This is a genomic window from Limnohabitans sp. TEGF005 (assembly GCF_055394835.1).
Genome location: NZ_AP029226.1, coordinates 2343657 through 2368133, shown reverse-complemented (window position 1 = coordinate 2368133; position 24477 = coordinate 2343657). Strand labels below are relative to the sequence as shown.

At 59.8% G+C, this 24477-nt stretch carries 25 protein-coding genes, 1 pseudogene and 1 riboswitch; of the genes and pseudogenes, 13 read left to right on the top strand and 13 right to left on the bottom strand.

What is annotated here, in order from left to right; all coding sequences use genetic code 11:
• Positions 1-18 precede the first annotated feature (18 nt).
• Together ACZ5RG_RS11465 and ACZ5RG_RS11460 are read right to left on the bottom strand one after the other, a co-directional pair.
• Positions 19-801 (bottom strand): HAD-IIB family hydrolase, encoded by a 783-nt coding sequence (locus tag ACZ5RG_RS11465; protein WP_464447084.1) that lies wholly within the window; start codon positions 799-801, stop codon positions 19-21.
• Between the two features lie 8 nt (positions 802-809).
• On the bottom strand, positions 810-2456 hold the full coding sequence (locus tag ACZ5RG_RS11460; protein ID WP_409418252.1) for a peptide chain release factor 3: 1647 nt from the start codon (positions 2454-2456) through the stop codon (positions 810-812).
• A 105-nt stretch (positions 2457-2561) separates the two neighbouring features.
• Positions 2562-2658, top strand: a riboswitch (S-adenosyl-L-homocysteine riboswitch).
• An 82-nt stretch (positions 2659-2740) separates the two neighbouring features.
• Between ACZ5RG_RS11460 and ahcY the strand changes: the two genes are divergently transcribed.
• The 4 genes from ahcY to ACZ5RG_RS11440 all read left to right on the top strand — a co-directional run bounded on the left by ahcY (position 2741) and on the right by ACZ5RG_RS11440 (position 6752).
• A complete protein-coding gene (gene ahcY, locus ACZ5RG_RS11455; RefSeq protein WP_298597404.1) occupies positions 2741-4174 on the top strand; it encodes an adenosylhomocysteinase in 1434 nt (477 codons plus the stop codon).
• A 109-nt stretch (positions 4175-4283) separates the two neighbouring features.
• Positions 4284-5132 (top strand): TlyA family RNA methyltransferase, encoded by an 849-nt coding sequence (locus ACZ5RG_RS11450; protein ID WP_019431006.1) that lies wholly within the window; start codon positions 4284-4286, stop codon positions 5130-5132.
• Positions 5133-5150: 18 nt separating this feature from the next.
• Positions 5151-5981 (top strand): methylenetetrahydrofolate reductase [NAD(P)H], encoded by an 831-nt coding sequence (gene metF, locus ACZ5RG_RS11445; RefSeq protein ID WP_312260515.1) that lies wholly within the window; start codon positions 5151-5153, stop codon positions 5979-5981.
• Positions 5982-6152: 171 nt separating this feature from the next.
• The gene (locus ACZ5RG_RS11440) at positions 6153-6752 is read left to right on the top strand and encodes an OmpW/AlkL family protein (protein ID WP_298597396.1); all 600 of its coding nucleotides are present in this window, start codon (positions 6153-6155) and stop codon (positions 6750-6752) included.
• Between the two features lie 73 nt (positions 6753-6825).
• Here ACZ5RG_RS11440 and paaE read toward each other — a convergent pair whose 3' ends face one another.
• From paaE to ACZ5RG_RS11410, 6 genes are all read right to left on the bottom strand, one after another.
• On the bottom strand, positions 6826-7929 hold the full coding sequence (gene paaE / locus ACZ5RG_RS11435) for a 1,2-phenylacetyl-CoA epoxidase subunit PaaE (RefSeq protein WP_464447083.1): 1104 nt from the start codon (positions 7927-7929) through the stop codon (positions 6826-6828).
• 24 nt (positions 7930-7953) lie between these two features.
• Positions 7954-8490 carry a 1,2-phenylacetyl-CoA epoxidase subunit PaaD gene (gene paaD, locus ACZ5RG_RS11430; RefSeq protein ID WP_312260513.1) on the bottom strand — a complete coding sequence of 179 codons (537 nt, stop codon included), beginning with the start codon at positions 8488-8490 and terminating at the stop codon, positions 7954-7956.
• Between the two features lie 9 nt (positions 8491-8499).
• Positions 8500-9282 (bottom strand): 1,2-phenylacetyl-CoA epoxidase subunit PaaC, encoded by a 783-nt coding sequence (paaC, locus tag ACZ5RG_RS11425; protein WP_464447082.1) that lies wholly within the window; start codon positions 9280-9282, stop codon positions 8500-8502.
• Positions 9283-9290: 8 nt separating this feature from the next.
• Positions 9291-9599, bottom strand: coding sequence for a 1,2-phenylacetyl-CoA epoxidase subunit PaaB (gene paaB / locus ACZ5RG_RS11420; RefSeq protein WP_036075505.1), 309 nt, complete (start codon positions 9597-9599; stop codon positions 9291-9293).
• Positions 9596-10627 carry a 1,2-phenylacetyl-CoA epoxidase subunit PaaA gene (gene paaA / locus ACZ5RG_RS11415; protein ID WP_464447081.1) on the bottom strand — a complete coding sequence of 344 codons (1032 nt, stop codon included), beginning with the start codon at positions 10625-10627 and terminating at the stop codon, positions 9596-9598. The genes paaB and paaA overlap by 4 nt, the downstream gene beginning before the upstream one ends.
• 142 nt (positions 10628-10769) lie before the next feature.
• Positions 10770-11657, bottom strand: coding sequence for a 23S rRNA (adenine(2030)-N(6))-methyltransferase RlmJ (locus ACZ5RG_RS11410; RefSeq protein ID WP_298597368.1), 888 nt, complete (start codon positions 11655-11657; stop codon positions 10770-10772).
• A gap of 210 nt (positions 11658-11867) precedes the next feature.
• Here ACZ5RG_RS11410 and rplM point away from each other — a divergent pair, with 210 nt between their 5' ends.
• From rplM to erpA, 3 genes are all read left to right on the top strand, one after another.
• The gene (gene rplM, locus ACZ5RG_RS11405) at positions 11868-12299 is read left to right on the top strand and encodes a 50S ribosomal protein L13 (protein WP_019431015.1); all 432 of its coding nucleotides are present in this window, start codon (positions 11868-11870) and stop codon (positions 12297-12299) included.
• An 11-nt stretch (positions 12300-12310) separates the two neighbouring features.
• Positions 12311-12703 carry a 30S ribosomal protein S9 gene (gene rpsI, locus ACZ5RG_RS11400; protein WP_019431016.1) on the top strand — a complete coding sequence of 131 codons (393 nt, stop codon included), beginning with the start codon at positions 12311-12313 and terminating at the stop codon, positions 12701-12703.
• 184 nt (positions 12704-12887) lie between these two features.
• A complete protein-coding gene (gene erpA, locus ACZ5RG_RS11395; RefSeq protein ID WP_298596893.1) occupies positions 12888-13253 on the top strand; it encodes an iron-sulfur cluster insertion protein ErpA in 366 nt (121 codons plus the stop codon).
• Positions 13254-13286: 33 nt separating this feature from the next.
• Here the strand turns inward: erpA and ACZ5RG_RS11390 are convergent, their stop codons facing one another.
• The gene (locus ACZ5RG_RS11390; protein WP_298596891.1) at positions 13287-14423 is read right to left on the bottom strand and encodes an anhydro-N-acetylmuramic acid kinase; all 1137 of its coding nucleotides are present in this window, start codon (positions 14421-14423) and stop codon (positions 13287-13289) included.
• A 112-nt stretch (positions 14424-14535) separates the two neighbouring features.
• Positions 14536-16002 (bottom strand): M23 family metallopeptidase, encoded by a 1467-nt coding sequence (locus ACZ5RG_RS11385; protein WP_298596889.1) that lies wholly within the window; start codon positions 16000-16002, stop codon positions 14536-14538.
• A 144-nt stretch (positions 16003-16146) separates the two neighbouring features.
• Between ACZ5RG_RS11385 and tyrS the strand changes: the two genes are divergently transcribed.
• From tyrS to dbpA, 4 genes are all read left to right on the top strand, one after another.
• A complete protein-coding gene (gene tyrS / locus ACZ5RG_RS11380; protein WP_312261430.1) occupies positions 16147-17379 on the top strand; it encodes a tyrosine--tRNA ligase in 1233 nt (410 codons plus the stop codon).
• Positions 17380-17440: 61 nt separating this feature from the next.
• Positions 17441-18367, top strand: a complete 927-nt coding sequence (locus ACZ5RG_RS11375) for a cation diffusion facilitator family transporter (RefSeq protein ID WP_312261428.1) — start codon at positions 17441-17443, stop codon at positions 18365-18367.
• Positions 18364-18807: a D-aminoacyl-tRNA deacylase gene (dtd, locus tag ACZ5RG_RS11370; RefSeq protein WP_464447080.1), complete on the top strand. Its 444-nt coding sequence runs from the start codon at positions 18364-18366 to the stop codon at positions 18805-18807. The genes ACZ5RG_RS11375 and dtd overlap by 4 nt, the downstream gene beginning before the upstream one ends.
• A gap of 55 nt (positions 18808-18862) precedes the next feature.
• A complete protein-coding gene (gene dbpA / locus ACZ5RG_RS11365; protein ID WP_464447079.1) occupies positions 18863-20272 on the top strand; it encodes an ATP-dependent RNA helicase DbpA in 1410 nt (469 codons plus the stop codon).
• Between the two features lie 219 nt (positions 20273-20491).
• Here dbpA and ybeY read toward each other — a convergent pair whose 3' ends face one another.
• Positions 20492-20947, bottom strand: coding sequence for an rRNA maturation RNase YbeY (gene ybeY / locus ACZ5RG_RS11360; protein ID WP_298600517.1), 456 nt, complete (start codon positions 20945-20947; stop codon positions 20492-20494).
• 68 nt (positions 20948-21015) lie between these two features.
• Positions 21016-21995 (bottom strand): annotated as a pseudogene (locus ACZ5RG_RS11355) (PhoH family protein).
• Positions 21996-22090: 95 nt separating this feature from the next.
• Here ACZ5RG_RS11355 and ruvA point away from each other — a divergent pair.
• Entirely contained in the window at positions 22091-22666 is a 576-nt protein-coding gene (ruvA, locus tag ACZ5RG_RS11350) for a Holliday junction branch migration protein RuvA (RefSeq protein WP_464447078.1), read from the top strand.
• Between the two features lie 14 nt (positions 22667-22680).
• Complete coding sequence (gene ruvB, locus ACZ5RG_RS11345) at positions 22681-23727, top strand: Holliday junction branch migration DNA helicase RuvB (RefSeq protein ID WP_019430155.1); 1047 nt, start codon at positions 22681-22683, stop codon at positions 23725-23727.
• A 102-nt stretch (positions 23728-23829) separates the two neighbouring features.
• Here ruvB and ACZ5RG_RS11340 read toward each other — a convergent pair whose 3' ends face one another.
• Complete coding sequence (locus tag ACZ5RG_RS11340; RefSeq protein WP_298600453.1) at positions 23830-24474, bottom strand: histidine phosphatase family protein; 645 nt, start codon at positions 24472-24474, stop codon at positions 23830-23832.
• Positions 24475-24477 lie beyond the last annotated feature (3 nt).

Below are 24477 nucleotides of genomic sequence, written 5' to 3'. Positions count from 1 at the left end.
GCCACGAAAGTGTGGTTTTCAGGTCTGACCTGTCAGCAGGTGCCGGGTCAGCTCTGCAAAGCCTGCGCCGCGTTCGCCTTGGGTGATGTAGCGCGGCGGGTGCGTCAGCTGCGCTTCAAAGCGTCGGATGTTGGCCACTCCCACAGTGTGTGGAAAGTGTTCAAACATCACTTGGTCATTGGTCGAGTCTCCCACATAAATCCAGCGGTCGATTTCGGCATCCAGATCACGGCCCCAGAGTTCACGCACGATCCAGCGTGCCCCCGTGAGTTTGCTGTGCGTGCCCAACCAGCCGTTGATGTGGATGCTGCTGACGGTGGCGGTCATGCCTGCCGCTTGCATGAGCTGCACCACCTCATCGATGGCGGCGGGGGGCAAGTGCGTGAATTCGCTGTGGTCGATGGCGATGTCGGTTTCTCGGCCTGCGCTGTCTTGTGAGCGGCAAGCCCCGCTCACCGTGCGCTCAATGTGCGCCAGCACAGCCTGCATACGGTCGAAGTTGGCGCTGCGTGTGGCCGCATCCTGTTGGTAAATCTTGTGCAAACCCTGTTCGGCTGAATGGCGCAGCCCGACCGCGCCATTTTCGGCCACGATGGCATCCACTGGCCAGCTTTTCGCAAAGGGTTCGCTCCAGCCCACGGGGCGCCCGGTGATCGGCACCACCTGCAGGCCCGCCGCCTTCAGGTCAGCCAAGGCTTGCAAGGCATCGGGTGTGATGCGCCCTTCGGTGGTCAGCGTGTCGTCGATGTCGGTGAAGATGCCAACGATTTTTGGGGGTGAGAAAAGCTGCAGAGTCTGCATCAGCGGTGTCAGCCCGCGCTGCCCAGCGCCAGGCCGGCATGCTCGCGCAGCGGGTGGAAATGGATTTTGGGGAAGCGCTCTTGCGCCAGGCGCACGTCGTAGGGGCTGGTGCACAAGTAGGCCAGCGTGCCCGCGGCGTCGAGTGACATGCGCTGCGGGTAGGCGTTGGTGAACTCGCGCAACTCCGCCGGGGTGTCGGCGGTGATCCAGCGTGCGCCGGTGTATTGGCAGCCTTCCAGGCGCACGTCGCAGTCGTATTCGGCTTTCAGACGGTGTTGCACCACCTCAAATTGCAGCTGACCGACCGCGCCCAGCAGCATGGGGCCGCCGATTTCGGGTTTAAACACCTGGATCGCGCCTTCTTCGCCCAGTTGGTCGAGGCCGGTTTGCAGCTGCTTGGTGCGCAGTGGGTTCTTCAAAATCACGGTCATGAAGAGTTCGGGTGCAAAAAACGGCAGGCCGGTGAATTGCAAGTTGGCCCCATCGGTGATGGTGTCACCCAACTGCACGCCGCCATGGGTGGTAAAGCCGATGATGTCGCCCGCGTAGGCTTCGTCCACCGCTTCACGCCGTTGCGAGAGGAAGGTGACCACGCTGGTAGGGCGCAGTTCTTTGCCCGTGCGCTGCACTTTGAGTTTCATGCCCGGGGTGTATTTGCCAGACGCCATGCGCACAAAGGCGATGCGGTCGCGGTGGTTGGCGTCCATATTGGCTTGCACCTTGAAGACCACACCCGAGAACGCGCTGTCTTCGGGCTGAATCTCTTTGACCACGGGCTGCTTGTTGACCAGCAGGTTGCTGGTGCGGGGGCGCGGTGGCGGTGCCAGATCGACCAAGGCGTCCAGCACTTCCATCACGCCGAAGTTGTTCACGCCGGAGCCGAAAAACACGGGCGTTTGCTTGCCCGCCAAAAAGGCGGCTTCGTCAAACGCGGGCGATGCGCCGGTGGCCAGTTCCATGCTGTCCATGGCGGTTTGCCACTCCAGGCCAAAGCGCTCGGCCAGTTGGGCTTGTTCGGTCAGCGGGATGGTTTCGAAGTCTTGCGGCAGGCGTTCGCTGCCCGAGTCAAACACCGTCATGGCCTGCGTGCGCAGGTTGATGATGCCGCCAAACGATTTGCCTTGGCCCACAGGCCAGGTCATGGGCACGCAGGGCATGCCCAGCTCGCGCTCGACTTCGTCCAGGATGTCGAGCGGGTCGCGCACTTCGCGGTCCATCTTGTTGACGAAGGTGATGATGGGCGTATCGCGCTGACGGCAGACTTCGATCAGGCGGCGGGTTTGTGCTTCCACCCCGTTGGCCGCGTCGATCACCATGAGTGCCGAGTCCACGGCGGTGAGCACGCGGTAGGTGTCTTCCGAGAAGTCTTTGTGGCCGGGCGTGTCGAGCAGGTTGATCACGTGGTCGCGGTACAGCATCTGCATGACCGAAGAGGCCACCGAGATGCCGCGCTGCTTTTCGATTTCCATCCAGTCACTGGTGGCGTGGCGTGAGGCCTTGCGGGCCTTGACCGAGCCGGCGATCTGGATCGCGCCCGAGAACAGCAGCAGCTTTTCGGTGAGCGTGGTTTTACCCGCATCGGGGTGGGAAATGATGGCAAAAGTCCGGCGGCGCCGGGTCTCGTTGGCGTAAGTCACAAGGGGTCCTGAGGTCATACGGGTGGCAAAGCTGCCCCCGTGGTGGCCAAGCCCTGACGGGCTGGCGGAGGGGTGATTTTACCGGCTGACTTCGTGCGACTGAGCTTTCTTCGTATAATTGCCGCTTCCGAGGAGCGTTGCAGCGCCCCCTGGCTTTGAACAAAGTCGGCAGCGGGGCGTGAGGCTCGGAACACTTCAACAGCAACGACGCTCATCCACTCGACGTGCGGTGAGCCTGTTTTTCCCATTCAGTGCTTTCATCCACGCGTGTGGTTCATTCACATTGCTTTGGAGCTTTTCACATGAATGCACGTTTGAACACCACCATCAACGCCGATTGCGTGATCGCCGACATCGGCTTGGCCGATTGGGGCCGCAAAGAAATCAAGATCGCTGAAACCGAAATGCCCGGCCTGATGGCCATCCGCCAAGAGTTCAGCAAGGCCCAGCCTTTGAAAGGCGCCCGCATCACCGGTTCCTTGCACATGACCATTCAGACGGCTGTCCTGATCGAAACCCTGCAAGCGCTTGGTGCCAATGTGCGCTGGGCTTCTTGCAACATCTTTTCGACCCAGGACCACGCCGCCGCCGCCATTGCCGCTGCCGGCACGCCGGTGTTCGCCATCAAGGGCGAGACCTTGGCCGACTACTGGGACTACACCCACCGTATCTTTGACTTCGGTGCTGCCAATACCGAAGGCGAAGGCCCCAACATGATTTTGGACGACGGCGGCGATGCCACTTTGTTGATGCACTTGGGCAAGCGCGCTGAAACCGACGCTTCTTTGATCGCCAACCCCACGAGCGAAGAAGAAACATGTCTGTTCAACGCCATCAAGGCCAAGCTGGCGGTGGACCCAACCTGGTACAGCCGCAAGGGTGCTCAGATCATTGGCGTGACCGAAGAGACCACCACCGGCGTGCTGCGCCTGAACGAAATGGCCGCCAAAGGCAGCCTGATGTTCCGCGCCATCAACGTGAACGATTCGGTGACCAAGAGCAAGTTCGACAACCTGTACGGCTGCCGCGAATCCTTGGTGGACTCCATCAAACGTGCCACCGACGTGATGATCGCTGGCAAAGTTGCGTGCGTGGCCGGTTACGGTGACGTGGGCAAGGGTTCTGCCCAAGCCCTGCGCGCTTTGAGCGCCCAAGTCTGGGTGACCGAGATCGACCCGATCAACGCGTTGCAAGCTGCCATGGAAGGCTACAAAGTCGTGACCATGGAATACGCCGCCGACAAGTGCGACATTTTTGTGTCGGCCACCGGCAACAAAAACGTGATCCGCTACGAGCACATGGCCGCCATGAAGGACGAAGCCATCGTTTGCAACATCGGTCACTTTGACAACGAGATCGACGTCGCGTCCTTGGAAAAGTGCCAGTGGGACGAAATCAAGCCCCAAGTCGACCACGTCATCTTCCCTGATGGCAAAAAGATCACCTTGTTGGCCAAAGGTCGCTTGGTGAACCTGGGTTGCGCTACCGGCCACCCCAGCTTCGTGATGTCGTCGTCGTTCGCCAACCAAACCATCGCCCAGATCGAACTGTTCACAAAGCAAGACCAGTACGATGCCGGCAAGGTCTATGTGCTGCCCAAGCACCTGGACGAAAAAGTGGCCCGTTTGCACCTCACCAAAGTTGGCGCGATGCTGACCGAGTTGAGTGACGAACAAGCCGCCTACATCGGCGTGTCCAAAAACGGCCCTTACAAGGCAGACACTTACCGCTATTGATGGGTGTTGCATCGCGCGCAGCGCTGCAAGCCAGTGATGGCCTGTGCTGCGAGCGATGGCTGCGCTTCTTGTTTGCCCAACTCAACCCCTCTCGTCAGAACCCCACCGAATGCGTATTGATCAACTTCTCGTCGAGCGCGGCCTGGCCGCTTCTCGTTCTCAGGCACAGCGACTGATCGCCGGGGGCGTCCAGTGGCAGCAGCCCGACGGGACGTGGCGCGCCATTGTGAAAAACCGCGATGAGGTGCCTGAAAGCGCTGCCCTGGAGTTGCTTGATGACGCCGAATCGCGCTACGTGTCGCGCGGTGGTCTCAAGCTCGAAGGGGCTTTGAAGGTCACGGGCGCTCAGGTTGAAGGTTTGCGGTGTCTGGATGTGGGCCAAAGTACAGGCGGTTTCACCGATTGCTTGCTGCAGCAAGGCGCTGCGCAGGTGGTCGGCATTGATGTCGGCCATGCCCAAGTGCATCCGCGCATTCGCGAAGACGAACGTGTGGTGTGCATTGAGGGTGTGAACGCCCGCGAGCTGGAGCCCGGAGACGAGCGCGTGCCCGATGCACTGGAGGGTTTTGACCTGATGGTGGGCGACGTCTCGTTCATCTCGCTCACTTTGGTATTGCCTGGCGTCGTGCATTTGCTCAAACCCACAGGACAGTTGCTCATGCTGGTGAAACCCCAGTTTGAATTGCAGCCCGGTCAGGTGGGCAAGGGCGGCATTGTGAAAGACGAGAGCTTGTATGGCTTCATCGAAAACCGTGTGCGCACTGCCCTGACCGATCTGGGCATGCAAGTGACGGCTTGGTTGAACAGCCCGATTGAGGGCGGTGACGGCAACCGTGAATTTTTTGTACAGGCCTGCTGGCCTGACCCGGCTGCGGTGCTGCCCGCACGCGAAGACGCCCGCCTGGCGCACGAGGCCGATCTGGCCGCCAAGGCCTATGCCAAGGCCAACGACTATTGAATTTTGGAAGGTGTTGTGATGTCTGGTTTGAAGTTGCCCATCAGCTTGGAGTTTTTCCCGCCCAAAACGCCTGAGGGCGCAGACAAGCTGAGAGGCGTGCGCGAGAAGCTGTACGCACTGAAGCCTGAATTTTGTTCAGTGACTTACGGCGCGGGCGGCTCTACGCAAGAAGGCACCTTTGCCACCGTGGGCGCGATCCTGGCTGAAGGCGTGGCAGCGGCTTCGCACTTCTCGTGCATTGGTGCCACCAAGGCTTCGGTGCGCGCCGAGTTGGCCACGCTCAAGGCCATGGGTGTCAAGCGCTTGGTGGCTCTGCGCGGCGATTTGCCAAGCGGCTATGGCGCAGGTGGCGAGTTCCATTACGCCAGCGATCTGGTGGCGTTCATCCGCGCGGAGACCGGCGATGACTTCCACATCGAAGTGGCGGCCTATCCCGAAATCCACCCGCAAGCCAAGTCACCAGAGTCCGATTTGCAGGCCTTTGCCACCAAGGTCAAAGCCGGTGCCAATTCGGCCATCACGCAATATTTTTACAACAGCGATGCGTATTTCCGCTTTGTGGACGATGCGTACAAACTGGGTGTGGATGTGCCTGTCGTGCCCGGCATCATGCCGATCACCAGTTCGTCGCAGTTGCTGCGCTTTTCAGACGCTTGTGGCGCAGAGATTCCCCGTTGGATCCGTTTGCGTTTGCAAGGTTATGGCGACGACATCGACTCGATCAAGGCGTTTGGTCTGGATGTGGTGGCCGACTTGTGTGAGCAACTCATCAACGGCGGCGTACCTGCTTTGCACTTTTACACAATGAACCAGAGTGCAGCCACGACGGCTATTTTGCGTCGGTTGTGAAGCGCACACAGCACGCTTCTTTGACGGACATGGTTGACATGAACCAAGCTCAGAGAAGATGGCGCTGCTTCGCGCTGAGAGGTTTGATCAACCTCAAATGAGCGGTGGCGGTTTGGACATCCAATGAACTTGAGCACAAAGCTCTTCTCTTCGTTCATAAGGAAAGTCAACATGAAAAAACTCACCATCGTTGCAGCCGTGCTGGCTGCTTGTTCTGCGACTGCCGCCATGGCTCAAGCTTCGGGTGAAGGCCCTTGGTTGGTGCGTGCCCGCGCTGTGCATTTGGACATGGCCAACAGAGACGGTACGGGGCTGGGCTTGTCGGTCAATAACAAGACCATCCCGGAAGTGGATGTCAGCTATTTCTTCACCCCGAACATCGCGGCCGAGCTGGTCTTGACGGTGCCCCAAAAACAGACCGTGTCCTTGGGCGGTGCACCGATTGGCACGTTCAAGCATTTGCCTCCGAGCTTGCTCTTGCAATACCATTTCACAGGGCTGGATGGCTACAAGCCCTATGTCGGCGCGGGCGTGAATTACACCAAGATCACCAGCGTTAATCTGCTGGATGGCGGCGCGACATTGGATGACCACAGCTGGGGCGGTGCTTTGCAAGTGGGCATGGACATTCCGTTGGACAAAAACTGGTCCCTGAACTTTGACATCAAGAAGGTGTACATCCGCTCTGATGTTTTTCTCGGCACGGCCAATCAGGGCACCTTGAAGCTCGACCCCGTTTTGGTGGGGGTGGGTCTCGGGTATCGTTTTTGACCTGGACTTTGGTTCAAAGCAAAACGCCCTGCAATGCAGGGCGTTTTTGATGCTTTTTAAAACAGACCGTGCATCAACGTTCGTCGAAGCTCACCACCACCCGCTTGCTGGTGGGGTGGGCCTGGCAGGACAGGATGAAGCCTTGCTCGACCTCGGGCTTTTCGAGTGTGAAGTTTTTCTCCATTTCGGTCGTGCCTTCGACCACTTTGCAGCGGCAGGTGCAACACACACCGGCTTTGCACGAGTAGGGCAGGTCCAAGCCCAATGACAAGGCGATGTCTAAAATTTTCTCGTTCCTGTTCATCGGCATGTCATAGGGCTTGCCGTCCAGCACCACCGTGAGCTGCACTTCGCCTGCATCGCGTGTGGCTTGGTGACCCAGCACGGCTTGGTTGCGCTGCTCTGGCGACAGCGCATCCAGTGTGGGGGAGCTGAAGCGCTCGGTGCGGATGCGTTCGGCCTTGACGCCTGCGTTCAGCAGCGCTTGCTCGGTGGCCTCGATCATGGCTTCCGGGCCACAGACAAAGACTTCGTCCATGCTGCCCACGGGCAAGAATGCGTCGATGATGGCGCGCACTTTGTCGCCATCGATGCGGCCTTCTAGCAAGGGCACCTCTTGGGCTTGGCGAGACAAGATGTGGATCAGTGTCAGGCGGTCGGGGTAGCGGTCTTTCAGGTCTTGCAGCGCTTCGTTGAACATCACGCTGTCCATGCGGCGGTTGCCGTAGACCAGGGTGAACTTCGATTCGGGAAGGTCTTCGAGCGTGCTCGATAAGATGGACAAGATGGGCGTGATGCCTGACCCTGCGGCAAAGCCCACGCGGTGAATGGCGCGGGGCCTTTGCACCACAAACCGGCCATCGGGCGGCATCACGCGCAAAGTGTCACCGGCTTTGAGTTGGGTCGCAGCCCAGTTGGAGAACACACCACCTTCGACTGGACGGATGCCCACTTCGAGCACGCCTTGTTTTTGCAGTTGGCTGTGGGCCGAACTGATGGAGTAGCTGCGGCGCACATCCTCACCGCCGATGCTGGCACGCAGGGTCAGGAACTGACCGGGTTGAAAGTCAAAGCGGCTGCGCAGGTCTTGTGGCACGACCAGTGAGATGGCGACAGCGCCTGCAGCTTCGGGTGCGACGCGTGCAACTTGGAGGTCATGAAAGCGGGTTGCGGACATGGTGCTTCACTGCGGCAAGGCAGCTCAGTAAGGTTTGAAGTAATCGAATGGTTCCATGCAAGCCAGGCACCGGTAAAGGGCTTTGCATGCGGTGGAGCCGAAGTGGGAGGTTTCGGTGGTGTTGGCCGAGCCGCATTGCGGGCAGTGCACCACCTCGGGTTTGGCGCCGCGCGCCGCAAACTGCACCACGTTGGCGCTGCCTGATGCTTGGCTGGCGCAGGCGTGTGGTGGGGCGATGCCATAAGCGCGCAGTTTGTCCTTGGCGACCTCGGTCATCCAGTCGGTGGTCCAGGCCGGGGCCAGTTGCGTGACCACACGGCCTTGCAGCCCATTGGCTTGCAGCAGGGCTTTCACATCGTCCTCGATCTGGCCCATGGCCGGGCAACCGCTGTAGGTCGGCGTGATGACCACTTCCAAACCCGCTGGGCCTTCGCGCACATCGCGCAAAATGCCCAGCTCGCGCAGCGTGACGACCGGGATTTCCGGGTCGGTCAGCGATTCGAGCAAGCCCCAAGCATGGGCCACAGTGGCTGTGCGTGGGGGCGAAATGTGGGGTGGCATTGGCGTGGGTTACCAGGTCGCTTGCGGGTGCGCGCGGGCCAAGCTTTGCATTTCGGCGAGCACAAAGCCCAGATGTTCCGAGTGCATGCCTTGCTTGCCCGTGGGCACAAAACCGCCTGCGGCGGGGCGTTGCAGCGTGGCTTCTTGCAGGGCTGCGTCCACGATCTGGTTCCAGTCGTTTTGCAGTGCCGCCATGTCAATGCCGGTGCCGTTGGCCAGCGCCGCAGCTTCTGAGGGGCTGGCGGTCCAGAACTCTTGTGTGTAAGACATGAATTGGTCGAGCGAGGTCTGTGCTTTGGCGTGCGATTCGTCGGTGCCATCGCCCATGCGCACCAGCCAGTCACGCGAATGGCGCAGGTGGTAGCGCACTTCCTTGAGCGACTTGGCCGCGATGGCCGCCAGTTGGGCGTCTTTCGAGCTTTGCAACTGGTCCCACACCAGCACCATCAAGCTGCTGAACAAAAAGTTGCGCACGATGGTGCTGGCAAAGTCGCGATCGCCCGCCGAGGTCGGGGCTGTCAGCGGCATGTGGGGCAATTCACACAGCGTGTAGTTGCGAAAATCCGGCACATCACGGAAATAAGCCAGCCTGTCTTCGGTGGCGCCGTCGCCTTGCAGTTCGGCCGCGTGCTGGTACAGCATTCGGGCCTGACCGATCAGGTCTAGGCTGTTGTTGGACAGCGCAATGTCTTCTTCAAGGATGGGGCCGTGGCCACACCATTCGGCGTTGCGCTGTCCGAGGATCAGCGCGTTGTCGGCCAAGTGCAGCAAGTATTCAACGGGTGCGTTCATGGTCGTGCTCACATGTGGCCGACTTCGTCGGGGATCACGTAGAAGGTGGGGTGGCGGTAGACCTTGTCGCTGGCCGGATCGAAAAATTCAGGCTTGTCATTGGGCTCGCTGGCCGAGATGCTGGCCGAGGGCACCACCCAGATGCTCACGCCTTCTTGGCGGCGCGTGTACACATCGCGTGCCATTTGCAGCGCGTGCTCAGAATCGGACGCGTGCAGGCTGCCGCAATGCTTGTGCTCGAGGCCTTGCTTGCTGCGGACAAAAACTTCCCACAGGGGCCATTCTTTCAATGCGGAGGTGCTGGTCGTCGTGCTCATGCTGCTTCTTTCTGTTGGCGCGCTTGTTGTTTTTGGGCGTGGGCCAAGGCGGCTTCGCGGACCCAAGCACCATCGTTCCAGGCCTTGACGCGGGCACCCAGGCGTTCCTTGTTGCAAGGGCCGTTGCCGTTCACCGTGGCCCAGAACTCATCCCAGTCGATTTGGCCGTAGTCGTGGGCTTGACGCGCTTCGTTCCATTTCAGGTCGGGGTCGGGCAAGGTCACACCCAGCACTTTGGCCTGCGGCACGGTGGCGTCCACAAACTTTTGGCGCAGGTCGTCGTTGCTGATGCGCTTGATGCCCCAGCGCATGCCTTGCGCGCTGTTGGGGCTGTCGGCGTCGGGTGGCCCGAACATGGCAAGGCACTTCCACCACCAACGGTTCACCGCGTCTTGCACCATGGCTTTTTGCTCGGCCGTGCCTTGTATCATCACCAAGAGGGCTTCGTAGCCCTGGCGCTGGTGAAAAGACTCTTCCTTGCACACACGCACCATGGCGCGGGCGTAGGGGCCATAAGAGCAGCGGCACAGGGGCACCTGGTTCATGATGGCCGCACCGTCGACCAACCAGCCGACCACGCCCACATCGGCCCAGTTCAGCGTGGGGTAATTGAAGATGGAGCTGTATTTGGCCTTGCCGCTGTGCAGGGCGTCCAGCATTTGGTCGCGGCTGGTACCCAAGGTTTCGGCGGCGCTGTAGAGGTAAAGACCGTGACCACCTTCGTCTTGCACCTTGGCGATCAGGATGGCTTTGCGCTTCAAGCTGGGTGCACGGCTGATCCAGTTGCCTTCGGGCAGCATGCCAACGATTTCGCTGTGCGCGTGCTGGCTGATCTGGCGCACCAGGGTTTTGCGGTAGGCCTCAGGCATCCATTCACGGGGTTCGATGCGGCCGTCGGCATCGATGCGGGCGTCGAACTGGGCCTGCAAAGCGGCGTCTTGCGCATTCAGGGCTTTGGGAACGGCCTTCAGGCCGACCGACTTGGCGTCGTCGGAACCGTCCGGGACGCTGAAAGATTGCGTGTACATGGTCTACTCCTGCGCCAAACAGGATGGGATGATCGCGGCGCGGGTGCCAGTATATCAATTAACCGACCGATCGGTCGGTTAATTTAAGTGCTGCGGGGTCAGTGCTTTCCCTGAGCTTGGTGGCGTGGCAGTGCCTGCCCGGTCAAGACGATTCGACCTGCCAGTTTTTGCCGGATCCACGCGCCAAGGCGGGGCCCACCATATCCAGCGCTTTGCGGATCTGGTCTTTCAGGGTGAAGGGCGGGTTGATGACAAACATGCCACTGGCCACCAAGCCGCCAACATCGTCAGGCCCCCGGCCAATGGACAAGGTCGCGTTGAGCCAGGGTTTTTGGGACTGGTTTGCCAAGGTGCGCAAGCGTTTTGGCAAGTCGTGTGCTTCGGGGCGTGGAATGATGGGGTACCAGACCAGATACGTGCCAGTTGAAAAACGCTTCAGGTATTCCTGAATGACGTTGGCGACTTTGGCGTAATCCGATTTGATTTCGTAGCTGGGGTCGATCAGCACCATCGCCCGCTTGGAGCCCGTGGCCGAGGCCGGTGGTGGCAGGAGTTTTTTGAGGGCTTCAAAACCATCTTCCCGGCTGACGGTGATGGTGCGCCCGGCATCAAGCTGCGCAATGTTGGAAGTCAGCGACTTGCTGTCTGTCGGGTGCAGCTCGAACAGGCGCAAGCGGTCTCGTGACTCGTGGCGCATCAGTTTGTGCATCAAAAAAGGCGAGCCGGGGTAAATTTTGGCTTGCCCGTTGGGGTTGAAGCTGGCAATTTGTTCCAGGTAGTCTTGCACTGGTTCTGGCAGGGCATCGAGCTTTTCTGCGGCCCCCAAGAGCTTGAACAGGCCGTCTTCGGCCTCAGCCCCTTTTTGCGAATAATCGCCGTCCAGTCGGTACAAGCCGGCCCCGGCGTGGGTGTCAATCAGGGTGATGCCTGCCTCTTTTTGCATGAGGTGGCGCATGGTGGCCAGCAAGGTGATGTGTTTGAGCACATCCGCATGGTTGCCGGCGTGGAAAGCGTGTCTATAACTGAACATGCTCCGATGGTAACCAATAAGCTTCCCAAGAACTGCCCCGCAAGTCCTTGATTTTTCGTATAATGGCAGGCTTCGCAGCGATTTAGTGGCCCCGCGGCGAAGACGCCAAGACCCTCAGGGTCGAAGCAATCTCCCACCTAAGAGGTTCCCAACAGAGGAACACCGACCGTGGAAAAGGGCCCGACAAACCTTTCTTTAAAGAGAAAACTCATGACAACAACTTTCAGCGCCAAACCCGCTGAGGTCGTGCACGAGTGGTTTGTGATTGACGCGACCGACAAGGTCCTCGGACGAGTAGCCAGCGAAGTTGCTCTCCGTTTGCGCGGCAAACACAAGGCCATTTACACGCCTCACGTCGACACCGGTGACTTCATCGTCATCATCAATGCTGCCCAGCTCAAAGTAACTGGCACCAAGACGATCGACAAAATTTATTACCGCCATTCCGGCTACCCTGGCGGCATCACTGCCACCAACTTCCGCGACATGCAAGCCAAGCACCCTGGCCGCGCACTCGAGAAGGCTGTCAAGGGCATGTTGCCCAAGGGCCCACTCGGTTACGCCATGATCAAGAAACTCAAGGTGTATGGTGGCGCTGAGCACCCACACACCGCCCAACAGCCTAAAGTGCTGGACATCTAAGGAGCCTTGAGATGATTGGTGAATGGAACAATGGCACAGGCCGTCGCAAATCCAGCGTCGCCCGCGTGTTTCTGAAAAAAGGCACTGGCAAGATCACGGTCAACGGCAAGGACATCCAAGCCTACTTCGGCCGCGAAACTTCGATCATGATCGCCAAGCAACCCCTCATGTTGACCAACCATGCCGAAACTTTCGACATCATGATCAACGTGCACGGTGGCGGTGAATCCGGTCAAGCCGGTGCATCGCGCCACGGCATCACCCGCGCTCTGATTGACTACGACGCAACGCTCAAGCCTATGCTGAGCCAAGCTGGTTTTGTCACTCGTGACGCTCGTGAAGTCGAACGTAAAAAGGTCGGCTTCCACTCAGCCCGCCGCCGCAAGCAGTTCTCGAAGCGTTAATCCGCTTTTCCTGTTTCGCCAAAAAGCCGCACCGGTTCCGCCGTGGCGGCTTTTTGCTTTTGGGGCGTGCGTCTTGGGTCTTTGGCCTGAAAAGCCCCCAAACCCAGTAGCGTTACTGGCCGCTCTAGGCGGTAATTCCCGACCAACGCGCTATACTATTTGGCATTGAACCCGGAGAAACACCATGAGCGCTGTTGCTGAAAACATCCAGACCGAAATGCCTACCCCGATTGTCTTTACCGACAGCGCGGCCGCCAAAGTGGCTGACCTGATTGCCGAGGAAGGCAACCCCGATCTGAAATTGCGCGTGTTTGTGCAAGGTGGCGGCTGCTCGGGCTTCCAGTACGGTTTCACTTTTGACGAAATCACCAACGAAGACGACACGACCATGAGCAAAAACGGTGTGTCGCTGTTGATCGACGCCATGAGCTACCAGTACCTGATTGGTGCTGAGATCGATTACAAAGAAGACCTGCAAGGCGCGCAGTTTGTGATCAAGAATCCGAACGCCACATCCACCTGCGGCTGTGGTTCGTCTTTCTCGACTTGACCAGATGAGCAGGCGAGCAGTGCTCGCCTTGTCTCAACGGGGGTAAATGGCCCCCAACACACGGGCGCCTCTGGCGCCCGTGACGCTTGGCAGGCTCGCTGTCTCGCGCCGCATGGTTTTGCAGGCCAGCCAGGCAAAAGCCGCAGCCTCGACCTGCAAGGGCGGCAAACCGCGTGTCTCGCTGCTGATCACTTTCAGCAGGGGCAAATGCAGGGCCAAGCGCCTCATTAGCTGACCGTTTAAGGCACCACCACCACAAACGACCAAAGACGCTGCTTCGTTGGCGTGCTGTTTCACATCGTTGGCACACGCCAATGCGGTGTATTCGGTCAATGTGGCCTGAACGTCAATGGCTGTTATGTCTGCGTGGTTTTGCAAATGCTGGGCCAACCAGGCAGGGTTGAACAAGTCTCGACCGGTGCTTTTGGGGGGCGTGCGCTGAAGGAAGGGGTCGGCCAGCAACGCCGCCAGCAAGGGGGCATTGATGTGGCCTGCTGCGGCCCATTCCCCGTCTTGATCAAAGGGCTGGCCTGTGTGGGTGGCGCACCAGTGATCCATCAGTGCATTACCGGGACCACAGTCCCAGCCGGTGACCAACGTACCGGGTTTGAGCACACTGAGGTTGGAGATGCCCCCGATATTGAGCACCGCCACGCAAGCATCAGCCTGCGCAAACACGCCGTGGTGAAAAGCCGGCACCAGTGGTGCGCCTTGACCACCCGCAGCCAGGTCGCGGCTGCGGAAATCCGCCACCACATCGATGCCAGTGAGTTCGGCGAGCAAAGACGGATTGAGCAGTTGTATGGTGTAGCCGACGGCGGGCTGTTGACGAGTGGCGTCGCTATCAAATTCAAGCGGGCGGTGCCGCACGGTTTGGCCGTGTGCGCCAATGGCCGTGATGTTTGGGGATCTCAAGCCAGCTTGCTGCAACAAAGTGTGCACCACCGTTGCATAGTGGCGTGCGATCTGGTTGCCCACCAGTGCGCTGCGGTGCAATTCATCGGGGCCGCTTTGGTTCAGGGCCATGAGTTCGGCTTTGAAAGGTGCATCAAAAGCCACAAAGGCATGGGCTTGAACTTGCAATTGCCCTCGTGCGTCCATGCGTGCCAGCACGCCATCGGCACCATCCAGTGAAGTGCCTGACATCAGGCCTATGAAATGTTCAGTCATTTGGATGGTTAAAGCAGGCGGTACTTGCGCGGGGTATCTTCCCGCGAAAAGATGAGGGCATGTCGCGTGGGGCGGTCATGGCATCAAAAAAGGGCCTTTCGGCCCTGGATGGTCACTGTGAAGTGACTTCTCTCATTTGTGCAGCCGCCAGCAGTTGCGCCTTGGCTTGCGCTGCAGCGGACTTGAATCGCGCCATGCCAGCCGGGCTGAGTGGTGTGCTTTGGGCTTGCTGAATGACTTTTTGCGGGTCAACGTGTGTGCCGTTGACTCGGAATTCGAAGTGCAGGTGAGGGCCTGTAGACCAGCCCGTCGAGCCAACGGCACCAATGGCTTGTCCTTTTTGAACAGTTTGTCCCTTGCGTACCTGGATGCGACTGAGGTGGGCATAGACGGTGGAGTGGTTGTTGCCATGGCGAACAATCACTGTGTTGCCAAAGCCACCTTGAACGCCCGCAAATTCGACCACGCCATCGCCCACCGTCTGCGCAGGTGTGCCGGTTGGGGCTGCATAGTCGACCCCCAAGTGGGCTTTCATGGTTTGGAATATGGGGTGCAGACGCATGCTGAAGCCACTGGTCTTGCGGGAGAAGGCTACGGGTGATGCCAAGTAGGTGCGGCTGAGACTTTTGCCGTCGATGCTGTAGTAGTTGCCTTTTTGGCCAGGCTCCTGGTGCCATACGGCTTCGAAGGTCTTGTTGCCATTGTTGAACTCGGCTGCCAGCACGCGACCCGTACGCACGGGCTCGCCGTCTGCCTCCAGCACCTCGTAGACCACCGAAAAGCGGGCTCCCTTGCGCAAGTTGCGATGAAAGTCGATTTGGTTGGAAAAAATCTGCGTCAGCTGGCCAATCACGGCATCAGGCAAGCGGGCTTCATCCGCAGCATCGTAAAGAGAGCTCGCCACAGTGCCACCCGTCATGCGGACACTGGTGTTCATTGGCGAGGTTTCCAGGGCCGCTTCCAGGCCTTGGTTTGTGCGCTTGATGGCCAAGCGCTGGAAGAAGGTGTCCGTTTCGTTGTTGAGCCAACGCACGTTGAGATTGAGCAAGCGCTGTTGTCCGTCGGCTTCAGCTACGACGGAACGGCCAGCCTGTTTGAGGGCCTGTTTGGCCACGGGGTTTTTGCGCAAGAAATTAGCCGCCTCCGGGTCCACCAGGCCCAGACGGCGCAGCAAGCTTTCGGGGGTGTCCGATGAGCGCGTGCTCTCGGTGCGCGACAGGCGCATCTGAGTCAGATCCAGAGATTGGGCCTGCTCTTGCAGTCGGTCAATCTCGACGGGCACGGTGAGTGTGACGACAGGTTGATCGGCAATATCGGGCCCCAAGTTGGCGATGGCGAATGCGCCACCACCGCCAGCCAGCAAAACCGAGGCCAGTGTCGCGCTGATGGCTTTGGGGTGGCGGCTTAACCAACGGGTTAAAGCCTGCAGCGTGTGTACGAGTTGGGGGTGTTGTCCGTCCAGCCAAGTCAGTGCGCGCTGGGCGGTCATCAGCACTGCGCCGAGCACCGTGGTGCAAAGGAACAAGAAGCCAATGAACAAGGAGGCCAGTCGGGACTGGATGGAAGCGAGAAAATGCATCAATTCGGAAGTGTTTCGTGTCGACCAAAGCTTTGGCGATATGGCGACACGATTTGTACAGTCAGCGCGCCTTTAAAATGGGCGATCCGGAGATAGCCAGTCATTGTACCGTTCTATACCCATTTGACTTTAGAAAAAACCCTTATGAATCAAGCGCTTGTTACAAAATTCCCGGTCACGGACAAGACCCGGAACGCTTTGGAAGTCACTTTGCGGGGCTGCGAGGAGCTGATTCCCAAGGAGGATTGGTTGCAAAAATTGGCCAAATCCGAAGCCACGGGCGTGCCTTTGCGCATCAAACTGGGCTTGGACCCCACGGCCCCCGACATCCACATTGGCCACACCGTGGTGCTCAACAAGATGCGCCAGTTGCAGGATTTGGGGCACCAAGTGATCTTTTTGATCGGCGACTTCACCAGCCTGATCGGGGACCCTTCGGGACGCAACAGCACCCGCCCGCCGCTCACCCCTGAGCAGATCAAGGCCAATGCTGAAACCTATTACAAGCAGGCCAGCCTTGTGTTGGACCCCGCCAAAACAGAAATCCGCTACAACAGTGAGTGGTCGCTACCGCTGGGCTCTATGGGCATGATCCAGTTGGCGGCCAAGTACACGGTGGCCCGCATGATGGAGCGCAACGATTTCCATGACCGCTTCAAGGCCGGCACGCCGATTTCGGTGCACGAGTTCCTCTACCCCTTGATGCAGGGCTACGACTCGGTGGCCCTCAAAAGCGATCTGGAGTTGGGCGGCACCGATCAGAAGTTCAACCTGCTCATGGGCCGCCACTTGCAGGCCGAGTACGGTCAGGAGCAGCAATGCATCTTGACCATGCCGCTGTTGGAAGGTCTCGATGGCGTGGACAAGATGTCCAAGTCGAAAAACAACTACATCGGCATCGCCGAAGAGCCCAACAGCATGTTCGCCAAGGTGCTCAGCATTTCTGATGTGTTGATGTGGCGCTGGTTCACCTTGTTGTCATTCAAGTCCATGGCCGAGATCGAGGCTTTGAAGCAAGAGGTGGCAGGCGGGCGCAATCCCAAGGACGCCAAAGTCATGCTGGCCAAAGAGATCACGGCGCGTTTTCACAGCGCAGCGGCCGCCGATGCTGCCGAGCAGGATTTCATCAACCGCAGCAAAGGTGGCGTGCCGGACGACATCCCTGAAGTGTCTTTGTCGGGCGCGCCCATGGGCATCGGGGCCTTGCTCAAGTCGGCGGGTTTGGCTCCTTCGACCACCGAAGCCGGGCGCTTGATTGAGGGCGGCGGTGTGCGTGTGGATTCGAGCGTGGTCAGCGACAAGGGCTTGAAGCTCGAAGCGGGCACCTACGTGGTGCAGGTTGGCAAGCGCAAGTTTGCCAAGGTGACGCTGTCTTGATCAGCCGCCAGAACCCGCAGGTCTTCATCGTCGGTTCATTTTCCAACGGTATCCTGCCAGCATGAAAAGCCTTGATTCCTGGATGACGCCCAAACGCATGCTGTGGGCTTCGGTGCTGGTCGCGTTGATCACCATTGGCCTCAAAACAATGGCTTGGTGGCTGACCGACTCGGTTGGTTTGTTGTCGGATGCGATGGAATCTCTGGTCAACCTGGCCAGTGCCATTTTTGGTTTGATGATGGTCACCGTGGCGGCCATGCCTGCCGACGAAGAACACCCCTACGGGCACCACAAAGCCGAGTACTTTTCTTCGGGCTTCGAGGGCATCCTGATCGTGGTGGCGGCACTGGGCATCATCTGGGCCGCCGGGCATCGCGTGTTTGACCCGCAACCCATCGAGCAAGTGGGTCTGGGTTTGGCGCTGTCCGTGAGCAGTTCGGCCTTGAACGGTCTGCTGGCTTGGCTGATGTTTCGTGCTGCCAAGCAGCACCGGTCGCTGGCGCTGGAGGCCGATGCGCGGCATTTGGTGACCGATGTCTGGACGTCTGCCGGGGTGGTGATGGGTATTGCGTTGGTCAGCGTGACGGGCTGGCTGTGGCTGGACGCGGTGGTGGCCATTGGCGTGGCCCTGAACATTCTGAAAGAAGGCTGGCACCTGATTTGGCTCTCTTCGCAAGGCCTGATGGACGAAGCCCTGGAGCCTGAAGTTTTGGCCGAAGTACAGAAGGTATTGGACGGTTTTGCCCATCAGCGCGGCGAGACCGAAATCATCCGCTTTGACCACCTGCACACCCGCAAAGCAGGGCAGCGTCGCTTTGTCGATGTGCACATGCACATGCCCGCCAGCTGGACCTTGGGGCGAGCGGCTGCCTTGCGGGGCAGTGTGGAGCAAGCCCTCATGAGCGAAGTGCCCGGCTTGCGCGCCACCATCCAGCTTTTGCCCAGCGACGTGGAAGCGCATTTTCACGACACGCGGGATTTGAAATGATCGCGGTGCTGCAACGGGTGAGTGAAGCCAGTGTGCGGGTCGAGGGGGCCGTGATCGGCCAAATCGGCGCGGGCTTGCTGGTGCTGTTGTGCGCCGAAAAAGGCGACACCGAAGCCGTGGCCGATCGGATGCTGGCCAAAATGCTCAAGCTGCGCATCTTCAGTGACGACGCGGGCAAGATGAACCTGAGCGTGCAGGATGTGGGCGGCGGCTTGCTGGTGGTCAGCCAGTTCACGCTGGCCGCCGATATGGCGGGCGGCAACCGACCCAGCTTCACACAGGCAGCAGCGCCCGAAGACGGGCGGCGCCTGTACGCGCACTTTGTGGCCCAAGCCCAGCAAGCGCACCCTCGGGTGCAGACCGGACGCTTTGCGGCTGACATGAAGGTGTCCTTGGTCAATGACGGGCCCATCACGATCCCGATGCGCATGAGCGCTTGAACGCGGCCACGCGTGTCGATCTGCAGCCACCATGCCCGCCCCCGATAATCGGGGCATGACTGCAAAAACACCAGACGCGAACGCCGTTCGCTTTGCCCAGCTCCAGCTGGCGCCCGCCACCCTCCAAAATCTCGAACAACTGGGCTACACCCAGATGACGCCCATCCAAGCGGCCAGCTTGCCGCTGACCTTGGCCGGGCAAGACCTGATTGCCCAAGCCAGCACCGGCAGCGGCAAAACCGCCGCCTTTGGCCTGCCCCTGATCGAACGCTTGCAAAGCGCGGGCTCACCCAGCGCGGCGATTCAAGCGGTGATCCTTTGCCCCACACGCGAGTTGGCCGACCAGGTCACACAAGAAATCCGCCGCCTGGCCCGCGCTCGCCAGAACGTGAAAGTCGTCACCTTGTGTGGTGGTGTGGCCTTGCGCGGTCAAACGGTGAGTCTGGAGCACGGCGCGGATGTGGTGGTGGGCACGCCCGGCCGCATCTTGGACCATCTGGAGCGCGGCTCGCTCAGCTTGGCAGGCGTGAACACACTGGTCTTGGATGAGGCCGACCGCATGCTGGACATGGGCTTTTTTGACGACATCGTCAAGGTGGTGCGCCAGTGCGCCAAAGACCGCCAGACCCTGTTGTTTTCGGCCACTTACCCCGAAGGCATTGCCAAACTGGCCGCGCAGTTCATGCGTGCGCCCCAAACCGTCAAGGTCGATGCGCAACACAGCGCGCACAAGATCCGACAGATCTATTACGAAGTCAGCGAGAGTCAGCGCTTGGACGCGGTGTCGAAATTGCTGGCGCATTTCCGCCCCGAGCGCACGCTGGCGTTTTGCAACACCAAACAACAGTGCCGCGATTTGGTGGCCGTGTTGCAGGCGCAGGGCTACAGCGCCCTGGCACTGTTTGGTGAGTTGGAGCAGCGCGAACGCGACCAGGTGCTGGTGCAGTTTTCGAACCGCAGCTGTTCGGTGTTGGTGGCCACCGACGTGGCCTCACGCGGGCTGGACGTAGAGGGCCTCGAAGCGGTGATCAATGTGGACGTGACGCCCGACGCTGAAATCCACATTCACCGCATTGGACGCACGGGGCGAGGCGATGCCGAAGGCTTGGCCCTGACGCTGGCCAGCATGGACGAGATGGGTTCGGTCGGCAAGATCGAGGTGATGCAGGGCCGCGAGTCCAAATGGGAGCCGTTGTCTGGCTTGACGCCTGCTGCGGGCGGGCCCTTGCAGCCGCCCATGCGCACTTTGCAAATCGTCGGTGGCCGCAAGGAAAAAATCCGCGCTGGCGACGTGATGGGGGCTTTGGCCGGTGAGTGTGGCCTGACCCGCGAACAGGTCGGCAAGATCAATGTGAACGAGTTTTCGACCTATGTGGCGGTGCAGGCTGCACTGGCCAAAAAGGTGGAGTCTCAGTTGTCACACGGCAAGATCAAGGGCAAGAGTGTGAAGGTGCGGTTGCTTTGAATTCGATGGGAGAGCGGCGAATGGGGCGATGCGGCGGTCACCTCATGACGGGGTACCGAAAATCGGTGACCGCCGCATCGCCCCATTCACCTCGGTGGTCATTCAAAATTCAAGAGTGGTTGATGTGCACAACGGTTTCGGTTTGGGTAGGGCCGGGTGACGATTTTCGGTACCCCGTCATGAGGAGCCCGGCCCTACCCAAACCGAAACCTCACTCCTTTACCGATAGGGGTTCTTCAATCCCAATCCCGCCAAGATGTCGATTTCATAGGCCTCCATCTCCTCAGCATCGGCCTCGCTGGTCTCATGGTCCCAGCCCTGCGCGTGCAAAGTGCCATGCACCAGCAAATGCGCGTAGTGCGCCGCCAGCGTCTTGCCTTGCTCCTTGGCCTCGCGAGCGACCACCGGAGCGCACAGCACCAAGTCGGCCATCACCACGGGTTCTTGCTCGTAATCGAACGTCAGCACATTGGTGGCGTAGTCTTTCTTGCGATAACTCTTGTTCAGCTCGCGGCCCTCATCTTCGCCCACGATGCGAACGGTGATTTCGGCGTCGTCCGCCAGCGCGTGGCGGATGGCGCGGGTCACGGCATGGCGGGGCAGGGCGGCGCGGTGGCGGGCTGCATAGGGAATGTCACCGAATTGCAGGGACAGTTGGAGTTGTTTCAGGGCCATTGTTTTTCGGGTGTCGTTCAAAGTGGGGGCGGAGCCTGCGTGGAAAAGGTCGAGATGTCGCAGCTGCGTCAATCGTCGGTGGGCAAAGGTTTGCGTCGGGTGTTCACACCCGCGCGCATGGCAGCACTGCCTTGTGCATCGTAAGCGTCCACGATGCGGGCCACCAGCGGGTGGCGCACCACGTCAGCGCTGCTAAAGCGGGTGAATGCAATGCCTTTGACGCGCTTCAAGACACGCTCGGCGTCAATCAGGCCGCTCAGTTGGCCCTTGGGCAAATCAATCTGGCTCACGTCACCCGTGACCACCGCCTTGGCACCAAAGCCGATGCGGGTCAGGAACATCTTCATCTGCTCTGTGCTGGTGTTTTGGGCTTCGTCCAAAATCACAAAGGCGTTGTTCAGCGTTCGTCCGCGCATGAAGGCCAGCGGTGCGATCTCGATCGCGTTGCGCTCAAACGCTTTTTGAACTTTGTCGTAGCCCATCAGGTCGTACAGCGCGTCATACAAAGGGCGTAAATACGGATCGACCTTTTGCGACAGGTCACCGGGCAAAAAGCCCAGACGCTCACCGGCTTCCACCGCCGGGCGCGTCAGCACAATGCGCTGCACGCTGGCGCGCTCCAGTGCATCCACCGCGCAGGCCACGCCAGATACGTCTTGCCAGTGCCCGCCGGGCCAATGCCGAAGGTGATGTCGTGGCTGGCAATGCTTTCCAGATAGGCCGCCTGCACCGGTGTGCGGGCCTTCAGGTCGGTGCGGCGGGTTTGCAAGCTGGGCAGGTCGGCTTCTTCGCCGCCGCTGTCGCCCACCAGCATGAGCTGCACCATGTCGGGTGCAATCGGGCGGTCGGCACGTTCGTAAATGGCCTGCAAAATTTCCATGGCCCGCAGGGCCACCGCTTTGGGTCCGTCCACCTTGAACTGCTCGTGGCGGTGTGCAATGCTCACTTGTAAGCCCGCTTCGATGGTGCGCAGATGGGCATCCATCGGGCCGCACAGGTGCGACAAGCGGGTATTGTTGTGCGGCGTGAAGGTGTGTCTGACGATCAAGTGGATAATCCTGTTCGTTGTGGTTTCGACCGGTTTGTTGCAGGCCGTGGAGCCTTGATTTTCCTCTATACCGCGCAACCCAAGGGCTCCCCTCCATGATTGGCAAACTCACCGGCATCCTGAGCGACAAAAACCCACCCGAGGTGATCGTGGACTGCCATGGCGTGGGCTACGAAGTCAATGTGCCCATGAGCACCTTTTACAACCTGCCTGCCACGGGTGAAAAAGTCAGTCTGGTCACGCATTTTGTGGTGCGCGAAGACGCGCAAATTCTGTATGGCTTTGCCAGCTTGAGCGAGCGCGAGGCCTTTCGCCAGCTCATCAAAATCTCGGGCGTTGGTCCTCGCACCGCCTTGAGCGTGCTGTCGGGCATGAGCGTGACCGATTTGGCCCAAGCCATCACGACGCAAGAGGTCGGGCGGCTGGTCAAAGTGCCCGGCATTGGCAAGAAGACCGCCGAGCGTTTGTTGCTGGAGCTCAAAGGCAAGCTGGGCGGTGACTTGGGCGGTTTGTTCGCTGTGAACACCAGCGATGCGCAAAACGACATCCAGCAAGCACTCATTGCCTTGGGTTACAACGACAAAGAAGCCGCTGCCGCCCTCAAGAGCCTGCCCGTGGATGTGGGCGTGAGCGAGGGCATCAAGCTCGCGCTCAAAGCCTTGAACAAATGAAGACGAACTGAGCCATGAGCATCCGCACCGACGATTTCGCCCCGCAACCCGAAGCTCGGGTCATTTCGGCGGCCCCCGTTTCCCACCAAGAAGAGGCGATTGAACGCGCTCTGCGCCCCAAGCTGCTCGACGAATACGTGGGCCAGGTCAAGGTGCGTGAGCAGCTGGAGATTTTCATCAGCGCCGCCAAGATGCGCGAAGAGCCTTTGGACCATGTCTTGTTGTTTGGCCCGCCGGGCTTGGGCAAGACCACGCTCAGCCACATCATTGCGGCCGAGCTGGGGGTGAACCTGCGTCAGACGAGTGGGCCGGTGCTTGAAAAACCCAAAGATTTGGCGGCGCTGCTGACCAATTTGGAGCGCAACGATGTGCTCTTCATTGACGAGATCCACCGCCTGTCGCCCGTGGTCGAAGAAATTTTGTACCCCGCGCTGGAGGACTACCAGATCGACATCATGATCGGCGAAGGCCCGGCGGCCCGCAGCATCAAGCTCGACCTGCAACCCTTCACGCTGGTGGGCGCGACCACCCGGGCCGGCATGTTGACCAACCCGTTGCGCGACCGCTTTGGCATCGTCTCAAGACTGGAGTTCTACACGCCTGAAGAGCTGACCCGCATCGTGACCCGCAGCGCCGGCTTGCTCAAAGCGCCGATTGACCCGGAAGGCTCGTTCGAAATCGCGCGCCGTTCGCGTGGCACGCCCCGCATCGCCAACCGCCTGCTGCGCCGGGTGCGCGACTACGCCGATGTCAAAGGCGACGGCACCATCCACAAGGGCATCGCCCAAAAAGCGCTGGTCATGCTCGATGTGGATCCTGAAGGTTTTGATTTGATGGACCGCAAACTGCTCGAAGCCGTCATCCACCGCTTTGACGGCGGCCCTGTGGGGCTGGACAACATCGCCGCCAGCATCGGCGAAGAGCGCGACACGATCGAAGACGTGATCGAGCCATATTTGATTCAGCAAGGCTATTTGCAGCGCACCCCGCGGGGTCGCATGGCGACCTTGGCGGCTTTCAAGCATCTGGGCGTGACACCGCCCAAGTCGTTTGGGCAGTGATGAGGGATGGGTCGATCGACGGCGTCAGCGCCGGTCATCTTTCCCCGATCGCCAATGCATGTTCGGGCAGAAGCCGCCGCTCGCACGTCTTTATCTTGCCGCTTAGACGGTTGTTTCGTCCTTGCCCAGCGACTCCAGGTGCGAGGTGTCGCCCCAGCCGACCAGTGACAGGCCTTGCGGCGTCCACAGCAGGCGGTTCACGGCGGTGTTGGTCAGTTGCCAGGTGCGCGGTGCCTGCAGCGCCAATCGGGTAGCGGCGCGGTACAGGATGTCCAGCACGCCGCCGTGCGCCACCAGCACGATTTGCTGGCCTGGGTGCCTGGCGGCCAGTTCGTCCACCGTGTTGACGATGCGTTCGCGCAGCACCATCAGCGATTCGCCTCCTTCAGGCGGCGTCCAGTCGGGGGTGCGCTTGCGCCAGTGCCAAGCGTGCTCGGGCAGTTCAGTCTCGATCTCTGCAAAGGTGCGCCCTTGGAACGCGCCAAAGTGGCGTTCGCGCAGGCCTGTGTGTGTGTTCACGCTTTGGCCGAGAAGCTGTGCAATCGCTTGGGCGGTGGTATGGGCACGAGACAGGTCGCTGGCATAAATGGCATCGATGGCATCGCGCTGCACCAGCGCCCTGGCCAAATGCTGCGCTTGGCGCAGGCCCACATCGTTGAGCGGGATGTCAAGATGACCTTGCAACCGTGTGTCCACGTTCCAGTCGGTCTCTCCGTGGCGAATTGCCAAAATGCGGGTGGGTTCCATGAA

What these genes read in the sequence shown, in the direction of transcription:
- ACZ5RG_RS11465 (WP_464447084.1), bottom strand. Translation starts at nt 801, where the DNA reads ATGCAGACTCTGCAGCTTTTCTCACCCCCAAAAATCGTTGGCATCTTC.
- ACZ5RG_RS11460 (WP_409418252.1), bottom strand. Translation starts at nt 2,456, where the DNA reads ATGACCTCAGGACCCCTTGTGACTTACGCCAACGAGACCCGGCGCCGC.
- ahcY (WP_298597404.1), top strand. Translation starts at nt 2,741, where the DNA reads ATGAATGCACGTTTGAACACCACCATCAACGCCGATTGCGTGATCGCC.
- ACZ5RG_RS11450 (WP_019431006.1), top strand. Translation starts at nt 4,284, where the DNA reads ATGCGTATTGATCAACTTCTCGTCGAGCGCGGCCTGGCCGCTTCTCGT.
- metF (WP_312260515.1), top strand. Translation starts at nt 5,151, where the DNA reads ATGTCTGGTTTGAAGTTGCCCATCAGCTTGGAGTTTTTCCCGCCCAAA.
- ACZ5RG_RS11440 (WP_298597396.1), top strand. Translation starts at nt 6,153, where the DNA reads ATGAAAAAACTCACCATCGTTGCAGCCGTGCTGGCTGCTTGTTCTGCG.
- paaE (WP_464447083.1), bottom strand. Translation starts at nt 7,929, where the DNA reads ATGTCCGCAACCCGCTTTCATGACCTCCAAGTTGCACGCGTCGCACCC.
- paaD (WP_312260513.1), bottom strand. Translation starts at nt 8,490, where the DNA reads ATGCCACCCCACATTTCGCCCCCACGCACAGCCACTGTGGCCCATGCT.
- paaC (WP_464447082.1), bottom strand. Translation starts at nt 9,282, where the DNA reads ATGAACGCACCCGTTGAATACTTGCTGCACTTGGCCGACAACGCGCTG.
- paaB (WP_036075505.1), bottom strand. Translation starts at nt 9,599, where the DNA reads ATGAGCACGACGACCAGCACCTCCGCATTGAAAGAATGGCCCCTGTGG.
- paaA (WP_464447081.1), bottom strand. Translation starts at nt 10,627, where the DNA reads ATGTACACGCAATCTTTCAGCGTCCCGGACGGTTCCGACGACGCCAAG.
- ACZ5RG_RS11410 (WP_298597368.1), bottom strand. Translation starts at nt 11,657, where the DNA reads ATGTTCAGTTATAGACACGCTTTCCACGCCGGCAACCATGCGGATGTG.
- rplM (WP_019431015.1), top strand. Translation starts at nt 11,868, where the DNA reads ATGACAACAACTTTCAGCGCCAAACCCGCTGAGGTCGTGCACGAGTGG.
- rpsI (WP_019431016.1), top strand. Translation starts at nt 12,311, where the DNA reads ATGATTGGTGAATGGAACAATGGCACAGGCCGTCGCAAATCCAGCGTC.
- erpA (WP_298596893.1), top strand. Translation starts at nt 12,888, where the DNA reads ATGAGCGCTGTTGCTGAAAACATCCAGACCGAAATGCCTACCCCGATT.
- ACZ5RG_RS11390 (WP_298596891.1), bottom strand. Translation starts at nt 14,423, where the DNA reads ATGACTGAACATTTCATAGGCCTGATGTCAGGCACTTCACTGGATGGT.
- ACZ5RG_RS11385 (WP_298596889.1), bottom strand. Translation starts at nt 16,002, where the DNA reads ATGCATTTTCTCGCTTCCATCCAGTCCCGACTGGCCTCCTTGTTCATT.
- tyrS (WP_312261430.1), top strand. Translation starts at nt 16,147, where the DNA reads ATGAATCAAGCGCTTGTTACAAAATTCCCGGTCACGGACAAGACCCGG.
- ACZ5RG_RS11375 (WP_312261428.1), top strand. Translation starts at nt 17,441, where the DNA reads ATGAAAAGCCTTGATTCCTGGATGACGCCCAAACGCATGCTGTGGGCT.
- dtd (WP_464447080.1), top strand. Translation starts at nt 18,364, where the DNA reads ATGATCGCGGTGCTGCAACGGGTGAGTGAAGCCAGTGTGCGGGTCGAG.
- dbpA (WP_464447079.1), top strand. Translation starts at nt 18,863, where the DNA reads ATGACTGCAAAAACACCAGACGCGAACGCCGTTCGCTTTGCCCAGCTC.
- ybeY (WP_298600517.1), bottom strand. Translation starts at nt 20,947, where the DNA reads ATGGCCCTGAAACAACTCCAACTGTCCCTGCAATTCGGTGACATTCCC.
- ruvA (WP_464447078.1), top strand. Translation starts at nt 22,091, where the DNA reads ATGATTGGCAAACTCACCGGCATCCTGAGCGACAAAAACCCACCCGAG.
- ruvB (WP_019430155.1), top strand. Translation starts at nt 22,681, where the DNA reads ATGAGCATCCGCACCGACGATTTCGCCCCGCAACCCGAAGCTCGGGTC.
- ACZ5RG_RS11340 (WP_298600453.1), bottom strand. Translation starts at nt 24,474, where the DNA reads ATGGAACCCACCCGCATTTTGGCAATTCGCCACGGAGAGACCGACTGG.